Annotated in this window: 18 protein-coding genes; 3 read left to right on the top strand and 15 right to left on the bottom strand. The window is 48.9% G+C overall.

The genetic code is table 11. The annotated features are described in order from the left end of the window. Nucleotides 1-102 precede the first annotated feature (102 nt). From MCJ35_RS00090 to MCJ35_RS00050, 9 genes are all read right to left on the bottom strand, one after another. A complete protein-coding gene (locus tag MCJ35_RS00090; protein ID WP_008721213.1) occupies nt 103-984 on the bottom strand; it encodes a LysR family transcriptional regulator in 882 nt (293 codons plus the stop codon). 16 nt (nt 985-1000) lie between these two features. Continuing rightward, the gene (locus MCJ35_RS00085) at nt 1001-2602 is read right to left on the bottom strand and encodes a sensor domain-containing diguanylate cyclase (RefSeq protein ID WP_025483569.1); all 1602 of its coding nucleotides are present in this window, start codon (nt 2600-2602) and stop codon (nt 1001-1003) included. Between the two features lie 186 nt (nt 2603-2788). Continuing rightward, nucleotides 2789-5263: a DNA helicase RecQ gene (recQ, locus tag MCJ35_RS00080; protein ID WP_240299302.1), complete on the bottom strand. Its 2475-nt coding sequence runs from the start codon at nt 5261-5263 to the stop codon at nt 2789-2791. Nucleotides 5264-5729: 466 nt separating this feature from the next. Beyond that, nucleotides 5730-6752, bottom strand: a complete 1023-nt coding sequence (locus MCJ35_RS00075) for a nucleoside hydrolase (RefSeq protein ID WP_025483572.1) — start codon at nt 6750-6752, stop codon at nt 5730-5732. Nucleotides 6753-6789: 37 nt separating this feature from the next. Then, entirely contained in the window at nt 6790-7707 is a 918-nt protein-coding gene (locus tag MCJ35_RS00070) for an ABC transporter permease (RefSeq protein ID WP_227795181.1), read from the bottom strand. Further along, nucleotides 7704-8783 carry an ABC transporter permease gene (locus MCJ35_RS00065; RefSeq protein WP_025483574.1) on the bottom strand — a complete coding sequence of 360 codons (1080 nt, stop codon included), beginning with the start codon at nt 8781-8783 and terminating at the stop codon, nt 7704-7706. Before MCJ35_RS00065 ends, MCJ35_RS00070 begins: the two co-directional genes overlap by 4 nt. 1 nt (nt 8784) lies before the next feature. Then, nucleotides 8785-10323: an ABC transporter ATP-binding protein gene (locus tag MCJ35_RS00060; RefSeq protein ID WP_025483575.1), complete on the bottom strand. Its 1539-nt coding sequence runs from the start codon at nt 10321-10323 to the stop codon at nt 8785-8787. Nucleotides 10324-10407: 84 nt separating this feature from the next. Then, nucleotides 10408-11526 (bottom strand): BMP family lipoprotein, encoded by a 1119-nt coding sequence (locus MCJ35_RS00055; RefSeq protein ID WP_025483577.1) that lies wholly within the window; start codon nt 11524-11526, stop codon nt 10408-10410. Between the two features lie 24 nt (nt 11527-11550). Next, a complete protein-coding gene (locus MCJ35_RS00050; RefSeq protein ID WP_025483578.1) occupies nt 11551-12489 on the bottom strand; it encodes a nucleoside hydrolase in 939 nt (312 codons plus the stop codon). Between the two features lie 287 nt (nt 12490-12776). Here MCJ35_RS00050 and MCJ35_RS00045 point away from each other — a divergent pair, with 287 nt between their 5' ends. Continuing rightward, nucleotides 12777-13790 carry a LacI family DNA-binding transcriptional regulator gene (locus tag MCJ35_RS00045; RefSeq protein ID WP_025483579.1) on the top strand — a complete coding sequence of 338 codons (1014 nt, stop codon included), beginning with the start codon at nt 12777-12779 and terminating at the stop codon, nt 13788-13790. Between the two features lie 245 nt (nt 13791-14035). Then, nucleotides 14036-14212, top strand: a complete 177-nt coding sequence (locus MCJ35_RS00040) for a DUF6774 domain-containing protein (protein ID WP_168164728.1) — start codon at nt 14036-14038, stop codon at nt 14210-14212. A gap of 215 nt (nt 14213-14427) precedes the next feature. On the opposite strand, the gene MCJ35_RS00035 is transcribed toward MCJ35_RS00040, so the two are convergent. Continuing rightward, a complete protein-coding gene (locus tag MCJ35_RS00035) occupies nt 14428-14592 on the bottom strand; it encodes a hypothetical protein (protein ID WP_240299301.1) in 165 nt (54 codons plus the stop codon). Between the two features lie 192 nt (nt 14593-14784). Here MCJ35_RS00035 and MCJ35_RS00030 point away from each other — a divergent pair, with 192 nt between their 5' ends. After that, entirely contained in the window at nt 14785-15012 is a 228-nt protein-coding gene (locus MCJ35_RS00030; protein ID WP_025483580.1) for a helix-turn-helix domain-containing protein, read from the top strand. A 37-nt stretch (nt 15013-15049) separates the two neighbouring features. Here MCJ35_RS00030 and MCJ35_RS00025 read toward each other — a convergent pair whose 3' ends face one another. The 5 genes from MCJ35_RS00025 to MCJ35_RS00005 form a co-directional block, all read right to left on the bottom strand. Continuing rightward, the gene (locus MCJ35_RS00025; RefSeq protein WP_025483581.1) at nt 15050-15892 is read right to left on the bottom strand and encodes an NlpC/P60 family protein; all 843 of its coding nucleotides are present in this window, start codon (nt 15890-15892) and stop codon (nt 15050-15052) included. Between the two features lie 69 nt (nt 15893-15961). Beyond that, the gene (locus tag MCJ35_RS00020; protein WP_025483583.1) at nt 15962-16186 is read right to left on the bottom strand and encodes a hypothetical protein; all 225 of its coding nucleotides are present in this window, start codon (nt 16184-16186) and stop codon (nt 15962-15964) included. Nucleotides 16187-16231: 45 nt separating this feature from the next. Then, on the bottom strand, nt 16232-16492 hold the full coding sequence (locus MCJ35_RS00015; RefSeq protein WP_025483584.1) for a phage holin family protein: 261 nt from the start codon (nt 16490-16492) through the stop codon (nt 16232-16234). A 41-nt stretch (nt 16493-16533) separates the two neighbouring features. After that, the gene (locus MCJ35_RS00010; RefSeq protein ID WP_034576588.1) at nt 16534-16899 is read right to left on the bottom strand and encodes a hypothetical protein; all 366 of its coding nucleotides are present in this window, start codon (nt 16897-16899) and stop codon (nt 16534-16536) included. Between the two features lie 23 nt (nt 16900-16922). Further along, nucleotides 16923-17369, bottom strand: a complete 447-nt coding sequence (locus tag MCJ35_RS00005) for a putative ABC transporter permease (protein ID WP_025483586.1) — start codon at nt 17367-17369, stop codon at nt 16923-16925. Between the last annotated feature and the right edge of the window lie 77 nt (nt 17370-17446).

Raw genomic sequence — 17446 nt, 5'->3', positions numbered from 1 at the left:
TTTCCTGTCCAGGCCATTTGCCATGGAACTGCCCATGGAACTGCATTACCTATATTGCGTTGTACAGCCCGTGATACCTGCGCTCCCGGATGATCAATCACGTTACATATTGGATTTTACATACTTCTTCGTGAATTCCAGGAACCTTGCAGCATCATGGAACATATGCTGGTTCTTTTTCCAGACCAGTCCAATCTGGATATGCAGCGGGTCCTCCAGGGATATGCCCTTGATATCCGGCACGGCCTGGGCTATGTCCCGGAACATGAACCCGCCTGTAATCCCGTCGGATATGAACTCCCTGATGGTATAGAACTGGCTGGAATAATGCAGTATGTTCGGCCGGTAGCCTTCCTTTTCAAACCTCTCCTTAATCACCACATTCTGATAAAAGCCGTCATTAAACATGATGAGCGGCTCCTCTTTTATCTCCTGGATTGAAACGGTTTCATGGTTGGCCAGAGGATGGTCCTTTGACACGCAGAACACGGTTTCCGTATCCGTCATCTTCAGGATATTATAAGCGTCTTCCGACAGCTGGTTGGTGGGCAGGATGGCGAAATCCAGGGTACTGTCATCCAGCATTTCCAGGAGATACCGGCTTCCGCCTTCCCGGGAGTTGAGCATGACCTCCGGGAAGGCTTTCCTGAATTCCCTGTACATTTTTGGAAACAGGAAGGTTCCGATCATGGGAGGAATACCCAGATTAATCCGTTTCCTCTGATTCCCCATATCGCACATCATCTGGTTCAGCTCATCCGCCTGTTCCAGCAACACCATGGCCCTTTCATAAAAATACGTGCCTTCCCGGGTTATCTCAAACCCCTTGTTGTTCCTTTGAAGAAGCAGGACCCCAAACTCATTTTCCAGTTCCCTGATTGCCATGGAGATAGAGGGCTGGGAGACATGAAGCTCAGCAGCAGCCCTGGTTATGTTGCCGCTTCTGCATGCGGCGCAGAAGTATTGTAATTGGTGTAATTTCATAGGATCATCCTCATAGTCAGGAAACGGCCGCACTGGCGAACCCGCCGTCATGGGTTTCCTTGGCCCGGTACAGGGCGGCATCTGCCAGCTTTGCCAGCTCCGCGTAGCTGTCCCCTCCATGTGCAATCACGGCACCCGCGGACAGTGTTATGGGCGGGATATTCCTCCTTACCGCCTCCCCTGACAGGGTATGGTTGATATCCTCCACAATCCGCGCGGCAACCGAATAATCATTTGTATTGGCCACAAATATGGAAAACTCATCCCCATGGAGCCGGGACGCAAGGTCGATTGTCCTGATACGCCCGATTATCATCTGGGCCGATAGTTTAATCACCTCATCGCCCACCAGGTGTCCGTAGTTATCATTAATCAGTTTAAAATGGTCGCCGTCCAGCATGATAAGGATACCGCTCTGATCCGGTTCCATGGCTTCAATGCATTTGGATACATTTTCACGGAATGACTTAAAATTCATCAGGCCCGTCAGGTCATCAACCGCAGCAGCCCTCTGGGCCGCCGTCAGGGCAAGCTCCAGACGCTTCTGCATCTGCCCCAGCTCCACATAAGCCGCGCGCAGCTCCCTGTTCTTCTGTTCCTTGGTAACACGCCCTGCCCCATAGATGAGCAGCAGTTCCAGAAGCAGGAACGGAACAAGCCAGACCTGTACCGTGGCCTTCAGCATGGACAGTACAGGCACCAGTATGATGACATGGTACATATCCCCGTGGCGCAGGTAACCATAGTAATCCCTGTTCCCAAGCTTTACACGCAGTGCCGTCCCCTCCTGCTCCAACAGCCTTGGCAGACCGCTGTTAAGGCTTGCGCGGAACGCATGGAAGGCAGATGCCGACTGGATCTGCTCATCCATCTTCTCCCGCTGTTCCCCGGACAGTTCCAGGGAAGCCTCCATGGAAGCGTTCAGCGCGGACTTTGCCTCTGCCTGGGACGTATACAGGTTCCCGCCCAGATAATCCTCATCCATACTTCCGATAACCGTTCCATTGTTATCAAACAACAGCATCTGCTCCCCGTCATACGCCTTCATTGAGGACACAAGCTCCTGTATGTCCCCCATGCGTATATCGTAGGCAAACACGGTTTCCCCATCCGGCTGCAGCTGAGAAATGGTGGAAAGTATGTAGTGGTTTGCATAACTCATATAAGGCGGCGTGAACACAATCCGTCCATCCCCCTTCACCGCATCCGTATACCATGGACGTGACGTTGCCTCATAGCCCGTATCCTCATACTCTGAATACGGGGTATCCCAGCTGTACAGGTACCGTCCTTTGTAATACATATAAAGCCCGTCAAATGTGTCCCCCTCAATCTCCAGCATCCGGGAATCCATCTCCTTCAGATAATCCCAGATTGCATCCGGGTCCGGATGTTCCTCAATCTCGCGGGCCATCATGTGGGCAAACAGCCGGAAGGAATGTATGTAGTTCCCCATCACGTCCTCCACCCCCTCCATGGAAGCTTCTGCATGTTCCGACATGCCGGCATCCACAGACAGGGCCTCCCTTTTGCCCAATACCAGAACAGCCAATACATTGATTAACAGGAAAAAGGCTGTGAAACAAAACCTTCGATACCACTTTTTATTCTTTTGCATCCCCATATCCCCAACGGTTCCACTTTCTGTATTTTTCTGTTATTATATCACGGAAATGTAATAAAGCAAAATATGTTTATGCATGATGAACAAGCAATCCAGACAAAACAGGGGAGAAAAGGGCAGACTGTCCATGGTCTGCCCTGCTGGATTGTGTTAAGTTATTGACAATTTATCCGGATTAAATCATTCACGGCCCCATCCACTCCGTGACAGCCATTCCACAATGCTGTGCTGTGCCTCTTCCGAATAAAAGAACACATCATATTCATTTCCCTTCTCACTAAGCCTCTTCTCCACCATGATCCCAAACTCCTCCCCCTTGTCCGTCAGGCGCTTCCGGGGAGTCCCGTTTAAAAACCACACTTCAAAACATCCCTTGTCCATCAGCCACTGCTCCACTGATTTTATGGTCAGCCGCTTCATGGCATCCCCGTCACGCAGATCATTCATCTGTCCGATGAAATCACTGAGGGAGACGCGTTCCGAATAATGGATCTGTTCTGCCAGTTCCTCTGTCATCACGAACTCTGTCTTAGACTTTTTGCCCTTCTTCTTAACCGTCCCCATCTCCACGGCCCCGCCATTGGATGCAGGCTTATGGCCCTCTGCTTCCCTTTCCTGGCTTCCAGTTTCCCAGGCAGCCATGGCCGTCTCCAGGTTCCAGTCTTCAAAGTCATCACTGTCGCTGGTAAAATACAGATCATCGTCACTATAATAGGACGGCTCATCCATCCAGTCCTCCGGGCTGTTCCTACCATTTTTTTCATTTTCCTGCCTGTTGACCGGCAGCGCAGATGCAGGCTTCCTTTCCCCCACCTCTGCTTTTACACACTCCAAAAAACGCTCTCCGTACTTCTCAAACTTAAATTCCCCGACCCCGGATACCGAAAGCATCTCAGACTTCGTCCCGGGCTTAACCATGCACATGGAGACCAGGGTCTTATCCGAGAACACAATATAAGGCGGCACGCCTTCCTCTTTGGCGATTTCCGTCCGCAGCGCCCGCAGTTTTTCAAATAATCCTTCGTCCGAATCCAGAAGTGATATGCCGGCAGCCTTTCCCTTCTTAGGCTTCTTCCCTTCCTTTATCTTCGCCGGATGTTCCAGTTCCTTTGCCATCTTCATCGTAACCGGCTCGCCGTCTTCCATTACCCGTCTGGAATTGCTGGTAAGCTTCACAATCGCATACTCATCATTTGTCACTGCCAGGTATTCTTTTAACATCAGATGGTTCATCACCTGCCGCAGTTTATAAGTGGGAACCTTTGACAGCGCTCCGTAAAATGCACTTTCATCCATCCTGTAATTCCGGATTTTCGCCGTATTGGCCCCATGGACCGTATCAATGATCACATTGGTCCCATACCTCTGTCGGCAGTTCTCAACACACCCAATCAGCGCCCTGGCAATCTCCGTCACGTCCACCTCTTCAAACTGGCTCAGGCAGTTGGAGCAGTTCCCGCAGTAATTGCTGCCGTATTCCCCGAAGTAGCGCAGTATGTAATCCCTCAGGCACTCATTGGTAAAACAGTAAAATGTCATCTTGCGCAGCCGCTCCCTGTCCCGCTCCATGACAATCTCACGGGTCACCGGATCCAGCGCCTCGTTATCCTGGTTATGGTCAATAAAGAACTGGTTTGTCACCACATCCTGTCCTCCGTATAAAAGGATACACTCCGAAGGCTCACCGTCACGTCCGGCCCTTCCTGCTTCCTGATAATAGGATTCCATATTCTTCGGCATATTGTAATGCACCACGAACCTGACATTGGACTTGTCGATTCCCATACCGAAGGCATTGGTCGCCACCATGATCTGTGCCCTGTCATAGATGAAATCTTCCTGGTTACGCTTGCGTTCACTGTCACTTAAACCGGCATGGTACCTGGTCATGGAAAATCCTTCCCGCATAAGCTGGCTGCAGACCTCCTCCACCACCTTCCTGGTCAGGCAGTAGATGATCCCGCTCTCCCCCTTATGGCGTTCCAGATAGTTCACCAGGGTGGCGTACTTATCCTTTGGGCTTTGGACGGCAAAATAAAGATTGGAACGGTCAAATCCGGTCGTCATCACATTGGGGTTCCTGAGCATAAGGATATCGATGATATCATCCCTGACCTCCGCCGTGGCCGTTGCGGTAAACGCGCTTACAATGGGCCTCACCGGCAGCTGGTTTATAAAATCCACAATCTTCAGATAGCTTGGCCTGAAGTCCTGCCCCCATTGGGACACACAGTGGGCCTCGTCCACCGCAACCATGGATATCTTAACCCGTCCATCCAGGGCGAACCGGAGGAAATCCTCGGACATCAGCCGCTCCGGCGCCACATAGATAATGGGATACCGGCCGGCCCTCGCCAGTTCCAGCACCTTTATATACTGGGACGCGGTCAGGGAACTGTTAATAAAGGCAGCCAGGATACCCACCTGGTTCAGGTTGCTCACCTGGTCCTTCATCAGGGATATTAAAGGTGAGATGACCAGGGTAATCCCGTCCATCATAAGGGCCGGGATCTGATAGCACAGGGACTTGCCCGCGCCCGTGGGCATGACGCCCAGCACATCCCGCCCCTCTAAGATGCTGTTAATCAGCACATCCTGTCCGTCCCTGAATGTGTCATATCCAAAGTATTGTTTTAAAATTTCATATTGTGTCATTTGTCTTTCCTTCTGTGAAAATGTGTTTTGTCCATACCTTTCATTATATGGGAGTTTGATTTTTACTTCAAGTGATAATCGCTTTTTCTGATGGGGTTGATGTGAGGATCAGGCAAAATGCCGGTTGATGAAGATATGGATCTGATGGAGGTACTGTTTTTAGATAAATAAGAATGTATTCATTATAGCGGATTTATATGGCGATTACAATAGCAGTTGATACAAAAGCGATAAAACGATAAAATGACCGGAAAATAAGACCGCATATTCCTGCATATTAAAATCAGGCACAATGCAAATGCGGTATGTGTCCAATCCATCCGTACACATACCGCATTATCTTTTATCTGCCCTTGATTTCCAATGAGATGATGCTGGCGTGGGACGCCATGTCCCCACAGAAGTCTACCGCAAGGCGCCAGGATTGGAGGACGTAACCCCCTCTAATATCATAACGGAAATGACTTTATATTTTCGTATGACAACATCCAAGCCTGTCACAGAGCAATCCGAAAAACATTTCCTTATCTGCTTTATAGGCAACCTGTATGTTGGGCAGTCCATCCTTTTCATGTCTGATACGCGTATCCACAATCAGCTGGCCGTCTGCTGCCCCGCCATTCACATCAATATCGCACCGGCTCCGCCTCATATCCGTAATCACCTCCGGCATAATAACGCTGGCCACTGCCAGGGCATCGTGGACAGCATCTGAATGTCCGTTTCCATCCCCCATTACACCCAATGCCTCAATCCGCATCTCAAGCAAGCTGGCTGCAAGTCTGGCTGCCGGTGTTTTAAGGGCCCTGAGGCTGGCTGCATCTTCCAGGTCCAGTTCAGCGGAATGTGTTGCATTCAGCCCAATTATCCTGCATGGGACGCCGCTGTCAATAATAATCTTAGCCGCTTCAGGGTCGTGGTAAAAATTAGCTTCTGCGCATGGTGTTATGTTCCCCATCCCAACAGCCCCTCCCATAAAAACAACTTCTTCCATACGGGTTATAATGGATGGTTCCATCCTGATTGCCATTGCCAGATTAGTAGGAGGTCCTACCGGAATTATTGTAATCTTATCCTCTGCCCGCAGCAGTGTCTCCACCAGATAGGAACATGCATGGGACGCACGGGCCTTGATTTTTGCCGGCGGCAAATCCAGATAAGCCGGATGTATAGAAAATTCCTTCCCATCCTTCCATACGCTGATTCCATCCTTCTCCAATGCTCCATTTCTCTGCTTTGTCAGGTAACGTACCATTGGCTGAGGACATCCTTTATACACAGGTATCTCATTTTCCTTTCCCAGAAGCCCTAAGACCCTCAGGGTATTCTCCACACAGTTCCCCACAGGGCGGTTCCCCCATGTTACGGTAATCCCCAGGACATCCAATTCCGGAGATAACGCCGCCAGCATAATTGCAATTGCGTCATCGGATCCCGTATCCACATCCAATATCACCTTTTTTCTCTGTTGTAATGCCTGCGCTCCCATTCATACCACCATCCCTTCCTCATATTCCCCATCATCCTCACAAAGAGCTCTTAGCCTTTTCGTCCTTTATGCCCTTTCTCCACATTGCCAGGACAAGCACTGTGATTGTGAAGACATAAGGAAGCATCAGGATGAACTGAGAAGGAAGTCCATAGGACTGAAGCCTGGCCCCCACAGAGTCAATGAATCCGAATATCAGGGTTCCCATCCAGACAAGGATAGGATTCATCGCGCCAAAGTTCATGGCTGCCACCCCCATGAAACCTCTGCCATTTGTAATGTTCTCAGCAAACATCTGTGAATATCCCAGGGACAGATGGGCGCCAGCCAGTCCGCCCATGATGCCGGAGATAATCATTACCTGGTACTTTAAATTCCTTACATTGATGCCCGCAGTCTCAGCCGCCATAGGAAGGCGGCCCACGCAGCGAACCCGAAGCCCCCAGACCGTCCGGAATAAAAGGAACCAAAGGACCCCCACCATGATGATTCCAAACACTTCCGTGACACACCAGTTATTAAATATGCCATTAAGCACGGCATTCTGTTCCAGGGCCGTTATATGGATTCTTGGTATCGGCACTATCTCAGGGCTGGTAAATGTACCAGAGGTTCCAAGAAACTGCTTTATACCAAACTTTGTGATGGCAAGCGCAAACATATTGACAGCAATGCCTACCGCACAGATATGGGCATTGTACTTGATGTTGGCTACCGCCATGATCATTGCAATTGCAATCCCGCTGATGATTGCGGCAACGATGGCCACCAGCCAGCTTCCAGTAACAAAGCTTGTGAGCACCGCCACAAAGGCTGATGTCAGCATGATTCCCTCAGTACCGATGTTAAGGATATCTGCCTGCTGTGTTATGGTGGCACACAGAGCCGCAAACAGAATAGGGGTCGCAGACCGGATAGTTGCATAAATTAACGTATAATCGAAAATATTGCTCATTTACGTTCACCTCCTTTGTCAGCGTTCTTTTGGTCCCCTGCCCCGCTCTTTACAGCCTTTTTCTTTTTATGAAATGTAAACAGGGTTTCCATGGTTGCGAAAATAATGAATACCGCAGTGATTGTATCAACAATAGACCTTGGAACACCAGCAAACCGTTCCATGGAAAGCGCTCCTGCTTTTAACGCAGCCACAAAGAATGACATGATTGGGACCAGGCAGATATCATTCCACACAATCATAGAAGACAGCATGCCGTCATTGGCAATGTTCAGTGAAAAATTATCCAGGAAATAACCATAAACCCCCAATGATTCGATTGCGCCTGCAATTCCCCCGAACGCCCCGGACAACATCATTCCCTGGATGACTGTCCTGCGCGCATTAATCCCCATGTATTCAGCGTGATGTATGTTAAGTCCCACGGTTGTGAATTTATATCCCAGCGTGGACCTGTATATCAGCCATATTGCCCCCGCAACCAGCAGAAGGGCCACAAACAGTCCTGTATTGGCCTGGCTTGGCCGCATGATTTTGGCAAGCATGACCCCCTCCGAAACACTGAGTGTCTGAGGGATTCCCGTCTTTGCACTCATAGGTCCGTTGCACAGCCAGGAAGTCAGATATTTTGCAACATAGGTAGCCAGTATGCATACACAGATTTCATTTACTTTCCACCTGACCTTCAGGATTGCAGGTATGGCGGCCCACAAAGCGCCTGCCGCAGCTGCTGTCATAAAGCATATAACCAGATGCAGGGGAGCCGGAATGCCGTGCAGATAATGACCTGCCCATGCAGCAGCAATAGCCCCCAGATATAGTTCCCCTTCAATACCGGCGTTAAAGCATCCCACCTTGGCAGCAATGGAAAAGCCAACACCGGTCAGCAGGATTGGCACGAATTTCTGCAAGGTTGTACCCAGATTGACCTTTCCCACAAACGCCCCTTTAAATAGCTGGATATATGCCTCCAGGGGATGATATCCGACAATCATCATGAACACTGCCCCAACTGCCATTGACAGGACCAGTGTAAGCAGCAGGGTTACATACCGGTTTTCCTTTTTTTCCGCCATATCAGGATACCTCCTTATTTTGTCCTTGTGTCTCCCCCAGCATCAGGAGTCCTACATTATCCGTTGTGGCCTCATCACTGTCCACAATCCCCATGATCCTGCCTTCATACATTACGACAATCCTATCAGAAAGTGCTAAAACCTCTTCCAGATCAGCCGACACCAACAGGATTCCTTTTCCGCTCTTTTTTACATCGTTCAGAATCTTCCTGATTAATTCTATGGCACCAATGTCCACACCCCTGGATGGCTGGGATGCAATCAGAAGTTTTCCATCCGCATCCACCTCCCTGGCAACTACAATTTTCTGTGCATTCCCGCCGGACAGTGACTGTGCAATCACATCCGGTTCTGTTGGACGGATATCAAACTGGGGAATCAGTTTCTCAGCGTATTGTCTAACCACCTTTTTATGCCTGGTTATCCCGCTGGCAAACGGAGCATCTTCAAATTTCCAGGCAATCAGGTTGTCCTCAATTGTCATCGCCCTGTTCAGCCCCCTCAGGTTGCGGTCCTCCGGTATGTGCGTCAGTCCTGCAAGCCTTGCCTTTTTGGGACTGTAATTCGTTATGTCCTCCCCATCCAGGAGGATTTTCCCCTTCTCAACCCTGCGCAGCCCTGCAACCGCCTCAACCAGCTCACTTTGCCCATTACCGTCAACGCCTGCAATGCCGACAATTTCCCCTGCACGCACATCAAAGGATACGCCTCTTATCTTTGACATCTCCTTCTCCCCGGAGGTCCAGACATCCTTAATCTCCAGAATCGGCTTTCCAATATCTGTCTTTTCCTTTTCAATATTCAGAAAAACCTCACGCCCAACCATCATCTTGGCAAGCTCTGTGGTATTTGTTTCACTCTTATTAACCGTTGCGATAAATCTTCCGCCCCTCATAACGGTAATCCGATCCGATATTTCCATGACTTCATTTAATTTATGGGAAATAAAAATAATGGATTTCCCATCATTTCTCAATTCCTGGAGTATTTCAAAAAATTTCTTACACTCTAACGGAGTAAGCACTGCCGTGGGCTCGTCCAGGATCAGTACATCCGCCCCGCGGTACAGGGTCTTAATGATTTCCACTCTTTGGGCCTCCCCTACGGAAATCTGGTTTATTTTCTTATTTGGCTGTATATCCATGTGATAACTGTCCACATATTTCTGTATTTTGGCCCTGGATGTTTCAAAATCAATGGTAACACCTTTCCTGGGTTCAAAACCCAGGATTACATTTTCCAGGACAGTCAGGTCATCCACCAGCATGAACTCCTGATGGACCATACCAATTCCCTGTTCAATAGAAATCCCCGGCGTCAGATGTGTCATTTCCTTTCCGTATATCCTGATGGTTCCTCCGTCTGGCTGGTACAGGCCATAAAGCATCTTCATCATAGTAGATTTTCCCGCCCCATTTTCCCCAATCAAAGAATGGATTTCTCCTTTTTTCAGGTTGAACTGCCCTCCATCCACGGCATGGACCGCTGGAAAGCTTTTATCTATATCCGTCATTTCCACAATATAACTGCTGTTTTCCATGTACACCCTCCTTCTCCCTGCAAAAACTGCCCGGAGACCTCCTCCGGGCAGTTCCTCCGGGCAGTTCGTGCCATAAATACATCTTTACTTTTCAGGGTTTCCATACCCTTCATAAGAATTGACTACGATTTCCCCACTTGCAATCTTTCCTTTCAGTTCTTCCACCTTGTCCTCAATGTCCTGAGGGAACTTATCCCCCAACGCTTCTTTCATGACAGAAAAATCAGTCAGGCCAACACCATCGTGGGCCAGATCCATATAGGTTATGGAACCGCCCTCATATGTGCCATTGACAACGGATTCAATCATCTGGAACGTACATATATCCACCCTTTTCTGCATGGAAGTGAGGATATGCCCAGGATACAGGCTGTCCTGGTTAGTATCCACACCAATTGCATATACATTAAGTTCCGATGCAGCTTCCATAGCCCCGATGCCCGTGATATTGGCCACATTCATGATGATATCCGCGCCCTGATTAATCTGTGCGGTTGCCAGTTCCTTGCCTTTCAGGGCATCAGTAAATGTTCCTGCAAAGGACTGAAGCACCTCAATCTCCGGGTCAATATATTTGGCGCCCTGCTCATATCCTGTAAAGAAGTCATGAAGAACCGGAATATCCATTCCTCCTACCCACCCGATAATCTTTTTATCATTCACGCCTTCAATTTCAGTCTTGGTAGTAAACATGGCAGCAGCCGCACCTGCAAGGAACGAGCCTTCGTTCTGTGCAAACAGCGTGGAAACCACGTTATCGCCCGCATCACTGACACCATCAATCAGCGCAAACTTGGTATCTGGATAATCAGGGCAGTGTTTCTTCATAATATCCAAAAACTGCGTTGACACACCTATTACCAAATCGTAGTCTGCATCAGCCATGGCCACGAAATTAGCCTCCCAGTCAGCTGCCTCCCCTGATTCCAGTTCCTGTACTTCTATCCCATACATCTCCTTTGCCTTCATGGCCCCGTCATGGGCCAGGTCATTAAAGGATTTATCTCCCAGGAAACCAGAATAAATAAGTGCAACCTTTACAGGCTCCCGGCCCGCCTCAGCTTCCTTCCCCTGTTCCTCTGAGGCTGCCGCAGGAGCTTCGTTTCCTGTATCCGCCTGTGTCTGTTTTTCAGAGCCTTTGCATGCAGTTATTCCCACTACCATTGCACAACATAGTAAAAAAGCCAATATCTTTTTTTTCATTATGTAACCCCTCCTTATATTTAACTAATCATACAGTTTCAAGCTGTCCTCCACTATATCCCAGAACTTCTCCGCATCCAGTTTAACAGCCACCTTTGTATTCTTCACCTTGTCCGTCAGGTTAAAAAAGTCGCAATTCGTCCTGCCCTGACTCGGTCCTCCCGTTATATCAATCTCCGTATGCATTGCCTTTACCTCTATACAGGTTGGGTCAAGCAGATAAGCAATGGTAGTGGGATCATGAAGCGGGCCTCCCTCCCATCCAAATACCTTTTTCTGGGTCATACAGAAAAATCTCATCAAATCCACAAAAAGTTTGCCTGCCTTTGTATCTATCTTGGCCATCCTGTCAACTATCTCAGGATAACAAAGGGCCTGCCGTGTCAAATCAAGTCCCATCATGACGATGGGACGCCCACAGCTGAACACCACATGTGCGGCCTCAGCATCAGCATATATATTAAACTCTGCTGCCGGCGTCACATTTCCATGTTGATATGCCCCTCCCATCAGGACAATCTCGTCTATGTTATTCAAAATTCTTGGCTCTTTACGGATAGCCATACCAATATTGCTCAGAGGGCCTGTGGGTACAAGTGTGACCGGTTCACTGGAATCCATCACTGTTTCAATAATAAAATCGACTGCGTGGCGAGGGTCCAGTTCCTTTGTCAGTGGCCCGAATACAGGGCCATTCAGACCAGTATCCCCATGAATCCTTTCCTCCGCAGGAACAGCAGCCCGTACAATGGGTCCTGCCAGCCCCTTGCAAACCGGAACATCAATGTCCAGGTATTGGCATACATTCAGCGCATTCCTGGTGACCTTTTCCAGGGTCTGGTTTCCATTTACAGTGGTGATTCCCAAAAGCTCCAGCTTGGGGTTCCTGGCTGCCAGAATAATGGCAACCGCATCGTCATGTCCTGGGTCGCAGTCAATAATAATCCTTCTTTTCTGATTCATAATCTTTTAACCGTCCTTCTTTAATAATGTTGATGGTGAGTAAGAAACAATCAATGATACAATGGCCATTTGTATGATAAATCGTTTTATCTTATGAGTCTTATATTAGCATATGATAAAACGATTTGTCAATAATTTTTTGTGCATTTTCTTATTTTTTTCTTGTTTATCAGCCACTTATTTATGTATATTTTTCTATTTTGCTTTTATTTTTTAATATCCTTTGCTTTTTTTCCATTTAAGTGTTAAACTTTTGATAAAAGTTTTATCTAGGAGGAATCAATATAATGAAAGTCACCATAAAAGATATCGCACAGGCGGCCGGCCTTTCTCCCGCAACCATATCCCTGGTATTGAACAACCGGCCTTCCAGAATCGCCCCCCAGACAAAGGAGCGCATCCTGACCATTGCCCGTGAGATGGGCTATCGGCCAAATTCAGCTGCCGTCAGCCTGAAAACCAACCGCAGCTATACAATCGGACTTATTGTGCCGGATATCCGCAATGACTACTATGCCACTTATGCAAAGGGCCTTGAGGATACCTGCCAGGAATGCGGATGGAGCATGATCCTGTGTTCCACCAACTTTAACTATGAGCGGGAAAGGCAGTATATCGAGACATTACGCACAAAGTGTATTGACGGTATCTCCGTAGTGTCAACCCCGCCCAATCCGCCTGTATCCAATTCAGACCACGTTGAACTGATTCTTTCCTTGAATATCCCGGTTGTCCAGATGGACCTGACATCCTATCGTCCGCCTGTCAACGCTGTGATTTCCGACCATGTAAAGGGAGGATATATGGCTACCCGGCACCTTCTGTCGCTGGGACACAGAAAAATAGCTTTCCTCACAGGCCCCAGCTACCTGGAAGGTTCTGACAGCCGACTGAAAGGCTGCAAAAAGGCCTTTGATGATTATGGAATGGAATGGGACGATGATATGGTGTATGTGGGGAATTACACCTACGAGTCCGGGCTGGATGGGATTGATTACCTAAGTGATAAAGAATTTACCGCTGTATTTGCATTTAATGACCTGATGGCCTGCGGTGTGTATAACGGGCTGGCCAAATATAACCTTTCTGTCCCGGATGACGTCTCTGTGGTAGGTTACGATGACCATTTTGTATCAGGCATACTCAGTGTCCCACTGACCACCGTACATCAGCCTATCTTTGACATGGGGAAAGAAGCGGCCAGGATCCTGATTCATGCAGCGGAACACGAGGATGCGGAACCTGTCATATCACACTTTGATTTAAAGCTGATTGTGCGCAGCAGCACACGGAAAATTTGATAAAACTTTTATCACCCATGTTAAATCGTTTCATCTACTAAATTATGTTATAACCCTATATGAAACCTGAAAGCCTCCATCTCCTGGTCCCGGCCAGTAATCCGTATATTCAGAATACGGTTCTTGCAGCAGAACTGATAGATCCATTTAATAAAGAGGGAATGACAGCCAATTCCATCCGGTGAAAAACCGGTATGTATTCTACATCCCCTTTCCCCCGCATACCATTATGTGAGGTGAATATCATGCAATCCTGTGAACTTGCTCTTTCCGTATCGACTTTGGCATGCTGCATTGCCGAGGGCAAAAGCCCTGAGGAAATCGCACTGATCAGTTCCATCTTCATGCAGCTGGGCGACACATTAGCTACCATTGCCGCCCACCAGGCCCTGTGCTGTCCGCCCAAAGATACCAAGGAATAGGAACCAGTGCCAAGTCCAACCCTGCAGGCGCCTTACTTAGCCTGCCGGGTTTCCCTCTGCCATTAAAGTGTCGTTAATATTTATGGCCTAAAAAGTACGGTTTTACAAGGTTTTTCAGTGCATTTGTGACTTTACTGTGTCTAATAGGGCGGCATATATAGGTATGAAATAGTATGAAATTGGCGGGTCCGGTCAATCCGGTTCCCGCCTTTTCCTTACTTTCCATGTCCATCCTGAATCCGTTTCCACACCTTCTCAAACTCATCTGGCGCCGGTTGCGGCACCTCATCATCCGGGATGTGGTCTTTGGCCCACTCAAACTCCTTCAGCAGTTCTTCTGGTGGTTCTTCTGGCGGCTTGTCTTCCTGTTTCCTTTCCATACCGTGTCCCTCCTTTATAAGGACATTGTACGCCTGTCCAGCGCAAATGGAGCATGGTAAATTATGGTAGTTACCGTCTTTTCTTATATCCATCTCACAATCCCCCCTCGCTACATATTTTAGGCCAAATTGGAGTAAATTTCAATAGGCCAATACAGACTAAATTATAATGCTCTGTATTGGAGGATGATTATGAGATTGGAACGACTACGGGATTTACGGGATGACAAGGATTTGACACAGCAATATGTTGCGGATTACCTGCATATAAACCAACGGACCTATTCCAGGTATGAGAATGACCAACGGATGATACCGTTCCAGATTCTATCTGCGCTTGCTGATTTATATGACACCAGTGTTGATTATCTGATAGGACGGACAGATGTTAAGGATCCGTATCCCAAGAAGAAAAGGTAACATTACGGCGAGGACCGATAATCCCCGCCGCTTTTTATTACTCTCCTAGTCCTGGCCAGCGCAACGCCCCATCCTTATCCGGTGTTAGTGTCACAGGCTCCGTGGCCATCTTACCATCCGGCATCAGGTAATAGTAGTTGCCTCCACCGGCCTGCAGTCCCTGAACCATAGCCCCATCCGCGCCCAGGTAGTACCAGTCACCTTTGTACTGATACCAGGTATCGGTGACCATGTGGCCGGTGCCGTCAAACCAGTACCACTTGCCATCCGTATCAAGGTACCAGGAGTTGCGGACCGGCTCACCGGTATTTCCCAGGTAAAAGCTCCAGGCACCGTCCGCGCCCTGCTCCCAACCGGACTTCTTCGGCTGCTCCGGCTCCGAGGTCACATCATCCTGTATGTATCTGCGCACACACACCAGCCCCTTACGCCATCCTCCGGACGCCCAGGAGTTATACCGGCTCTTACAGTAGGCCACCAGGTCTTTATAGGATGGCCTGCCGCTGCCGTGGCCACAGATGATGCCGTTGCCACAGTACATCTCCACATGGCCTATCCGCAGGGGACGGCTGGCGTCCGTACCTGCAAACAGCAGCATGTCCCCCGGCCGGAGCCTGGACGTATCCGGGATGCCCTGGGCTATGTCCGCATCCACCGTGGTCAGCTTTTTGGACTGGTAGATGCCTGCGGTGTTAAGATTTCCGAACTCCAGTCCTACCGCCTCATAAGTCCGGCAGATGGAACTGCTGCAGTCACTGTAATAGTTGCCATCCTTATACCGTACGTAGCAGTAGTCCCTCAGGGACTGACTATATATGTTGCGGCCTATAATCTCTGCATATTTATCGATTACGGCCTGTCTACTTAATAATGCTGTCATATCTTTCCTCCAATCAAAATAAGGCCCAGGGATATCCCCAGGCCTGCCTACATCGTTGCGATATCGCAACTAATCCCGGACAATATTCCCGGATGCATCCACATGCCAACCGGATGCAATCACAAACTTCCCGGTATCATCGTGATAGTCAATCCCGTGGTCCGGGCCATCATACTGGGATTTAAGGGTGTCGTATTCAGGCGTTCCCTTGGCAGCCGCAATCTTTGCCTCCAGGTCAGGAATCTCTGCAATGTTAACAGGTTTCCATGGTTCATTCGGTAATGGATAATTCATTGTGTACCTCGCTTTCTTGGTTGATTAATAGTTACGAGCATTATATTACTGCTGACCCTCTATCATCTGTTTAAATGCCTGGTGCAGGCCTGTACTTGCAAGACCGCTAAAGGCCCCGGCCAGAATGATATCCGGACTTACACCGCCCATAATCCAAATGTTAAGCGCCGCTCCCAGTAGGGCCACCAGGGTGGGGATGTACTTGTTATCCAGGTCCTTCACCCACTTCTTGGTTATGTATCCGGTCACCAGGCAGATTCCTACAATGACTGCCACCGTGTAGTTACTCAAAAACGATAAATCCATAATCCATTCCTCTCTTTCTACTTGTTCTATGCTAAGTTTTATTAATACAAATTCTTAAGTGCCTGCTCATGAAGGAAATCCTTTTGCTCATGCTTGATTGTCTGTGCATACTCCAGTGCAGCATGCATATCTCCGTTGCAGTGTGCGTCAGGAATCCGCTGGACAGCACGAGCCGTTGCTTCCCCTAAAGCAATTGAAGCGCTTACACTTTTAATAATGTATAGTTCATTCTTCTCGCGCGTGGCTTCGCGCTCATCAAGAAGCTGCTGCCTTGCCTCACGCTCTGTTTTGTCTTTTTCATCGCGTTTATTGATTTCCCGTTGTATTAGCCAGAAACAGAACCCCGTGATTGCTGATGGTATGCACATGGCACCAACAAGCGCTGCGATACTGACACTTATATCCATGATTATCATATCCTTTCTTAGGTTTATCCATTAGGCCTGCGCCGTGTAATGCCTACGTTATAACGCGGCCGCTCCTCGCCCCACCACCGATACCGCAGCCAGTCATCCAGCACTATCCCGGCCAATGACACCGGCAGCCAGAGCAGGCAGTACTGTGGGCATATCTGCCCCAGGACGTTGCCCGGCAGGCCGCTGTAGTCCCATACGCCCCAACCCAGCCACAGATTGACGATGCACCCGGTCAGGAACTCCAGCGCCGTCACGATGCAGGCGCCGGATAGTATCTGCTGCCACAGGGGCATGTCCCAGGGTAATACCTCATTAATCAGGCCCAGATTGATGAAACAGATGCCGCCCAGAAAGAACATCGTCCAATGGCTCCTGCCACGCCAGGCCATCTCCAGGATTATGTACAACAGCCCTCCGGTAGCCAACAGGGCTACGTACTTGTCAACCTTCCGGTGTGGCATCCGTTCCACCTCCTGCCATAGCGGCAATCTCCACCAGATACGCCTGCAGTACATCGGACTGATACTGTTCCGGCACA

The organism is Enterocloster sp. OA13, from assembly GCF_022440595.1.
In the GTDB taxonomy this organism is placed as follows: Bacteria; Bacillota; Clostridia; order Lachnospirales; family Lachnospiraceae; genus Enterocloster; species Enterocloster hominis.
The sequence above is the reverse complement of the archived record's forward strand: the minus strand, read 5'-3'. Positions and strand labels throughout refer to the sequence as shown.

Excerpts from the sequence above, each read along its gene's own strand:
- MCJ35_RS00060 (WP_025483575.1), bottom strand. The coding sequence starts at position 10,323 with ATGGAAAACAGCAGTTATATTGTGGAAATGACGGATATAGATAAAAGC.
- MCJ35_RS00085 (WP_025483569.1), bottom strand. The coding sequence starts at position 2,602 with ATGCAAAAGAATAAAAAGTGGTATCGAAGGTTTTGTTTCACAGCCTTT.
- MCJ35_RS00025 (WP_025483581.1), bottom strand. The coding sequence starts at position 15,892 with ATGACAGCATTATTAAGTAGACAGGCCGTAATCGATAAATATGCAGAG.
- MCJ35_RS00055 (WP_025483577.1), bottom strand. The coding sequence starts at position 11,526 with ATGAAAAAAAAGATATTGGCTTTTTTACTATGTTGTGCAATGGTAGTG.
- MCJ35_RS00015 (WP_025483584.1), bottom strand. The coding sequence starts at position 16,492 with ATGGATTTATCGTTTTTGAGTAACTACACGGTGGCAGTCATTGTAGGA.
- MCJ35_RS00005 (WP_025483586.1), bottom strand. The coding sequence starts at position 17,369 with ATGCCACACCGGAAGGTTGACAAGTACGTAGCCCTGTTGGCTACCGGA.
- MCJ35_RS00050 (WP_025483578.1), bottom strand. The coding sequence starts at position 12,489 with ATGAATCAGAAAAGAAGGATTATTATTGACTGCGACCCAGGACATGAC.
- MCJ35_RS00010 (WP_034576588.1), bottom strand. The coding sequence starts at position 16,899 with ATGGATATAAGTGTCAGTATCGCAGCGCTTGTTGGTGCCATGTGCATA.
- MCJ35_RS00075 (WP_025483572.1), bottom strand. The coding sequence starts at position 6,752 with ATGGGAGCGCAGGCATTACAACAGAGAAAAAAGGTGATATTGGATGTG.
- MCJ35_RS00035 (WP_240299301.1), bottom strand. The coding sequence starts at position 14,592 with ATGGAAAGGAAACAGGAAGACAAGCCGCCAGAAGAACCACCAGAAGAA.
- MCJ35_RS00030 (WP_025483580.1), top strand. The coding sequence starts at position 14,785 with ATGAGATTGGAACGACTACGGGATTTACGGGATGACAAGGATTTGACA.
- MCJ35_RS00070 (WP_227795181.1), bottom strand. The coding sequence starts at position 7,707 with ATGAGCAATATTTTCGATTATACGTTAATTTATGCAACTATCCGGTCT.
- MCJ35_RS00065 (WP_025483574.1), bottom strand. The coding sequence starts at position 8,783 with ATGGCGGAAAAAAAGGAAAACCGGTATGTAACCCTGCTGCTTACACTG.
- MCJ35_RS00090 (WP_008721213.1), bottom strand. The coding sequence starts at position 984 with ATGAAATTACACCAATTACAATACTTCTGCGCCGCATGCAGAAGCGGC.
- MCJ35_RS00020 (WP_025483583.1), bottom strand. The coding sequence starts at position 16,186 with ATGAATTATCCATTACCGAATGAACCATGGAAACCTGTTAACATTGCA.
- MCJ35_RS00045 (WP_025483579.1), top strand. The coding sequence starts at position 12,777 with ATGAAAGTCACCATAAAAGATATCGCACAGGCGGCCGGCCTTTCTCCC.
- recQ (WP_240299302.1), bottom strand. The coding sequence starts at position 5,263 with ATGACACAATATGAAATTTTAAAACAATACTTTGGATATGACACATTC.
- MCJ35_RS00040 (WP_168164728.1), top strand. The coding sequence starts at position 14,036 with ATGCAATCCTGTGAACTTGCTCTTTCCGTATCGACTTTGGCATGCTGC.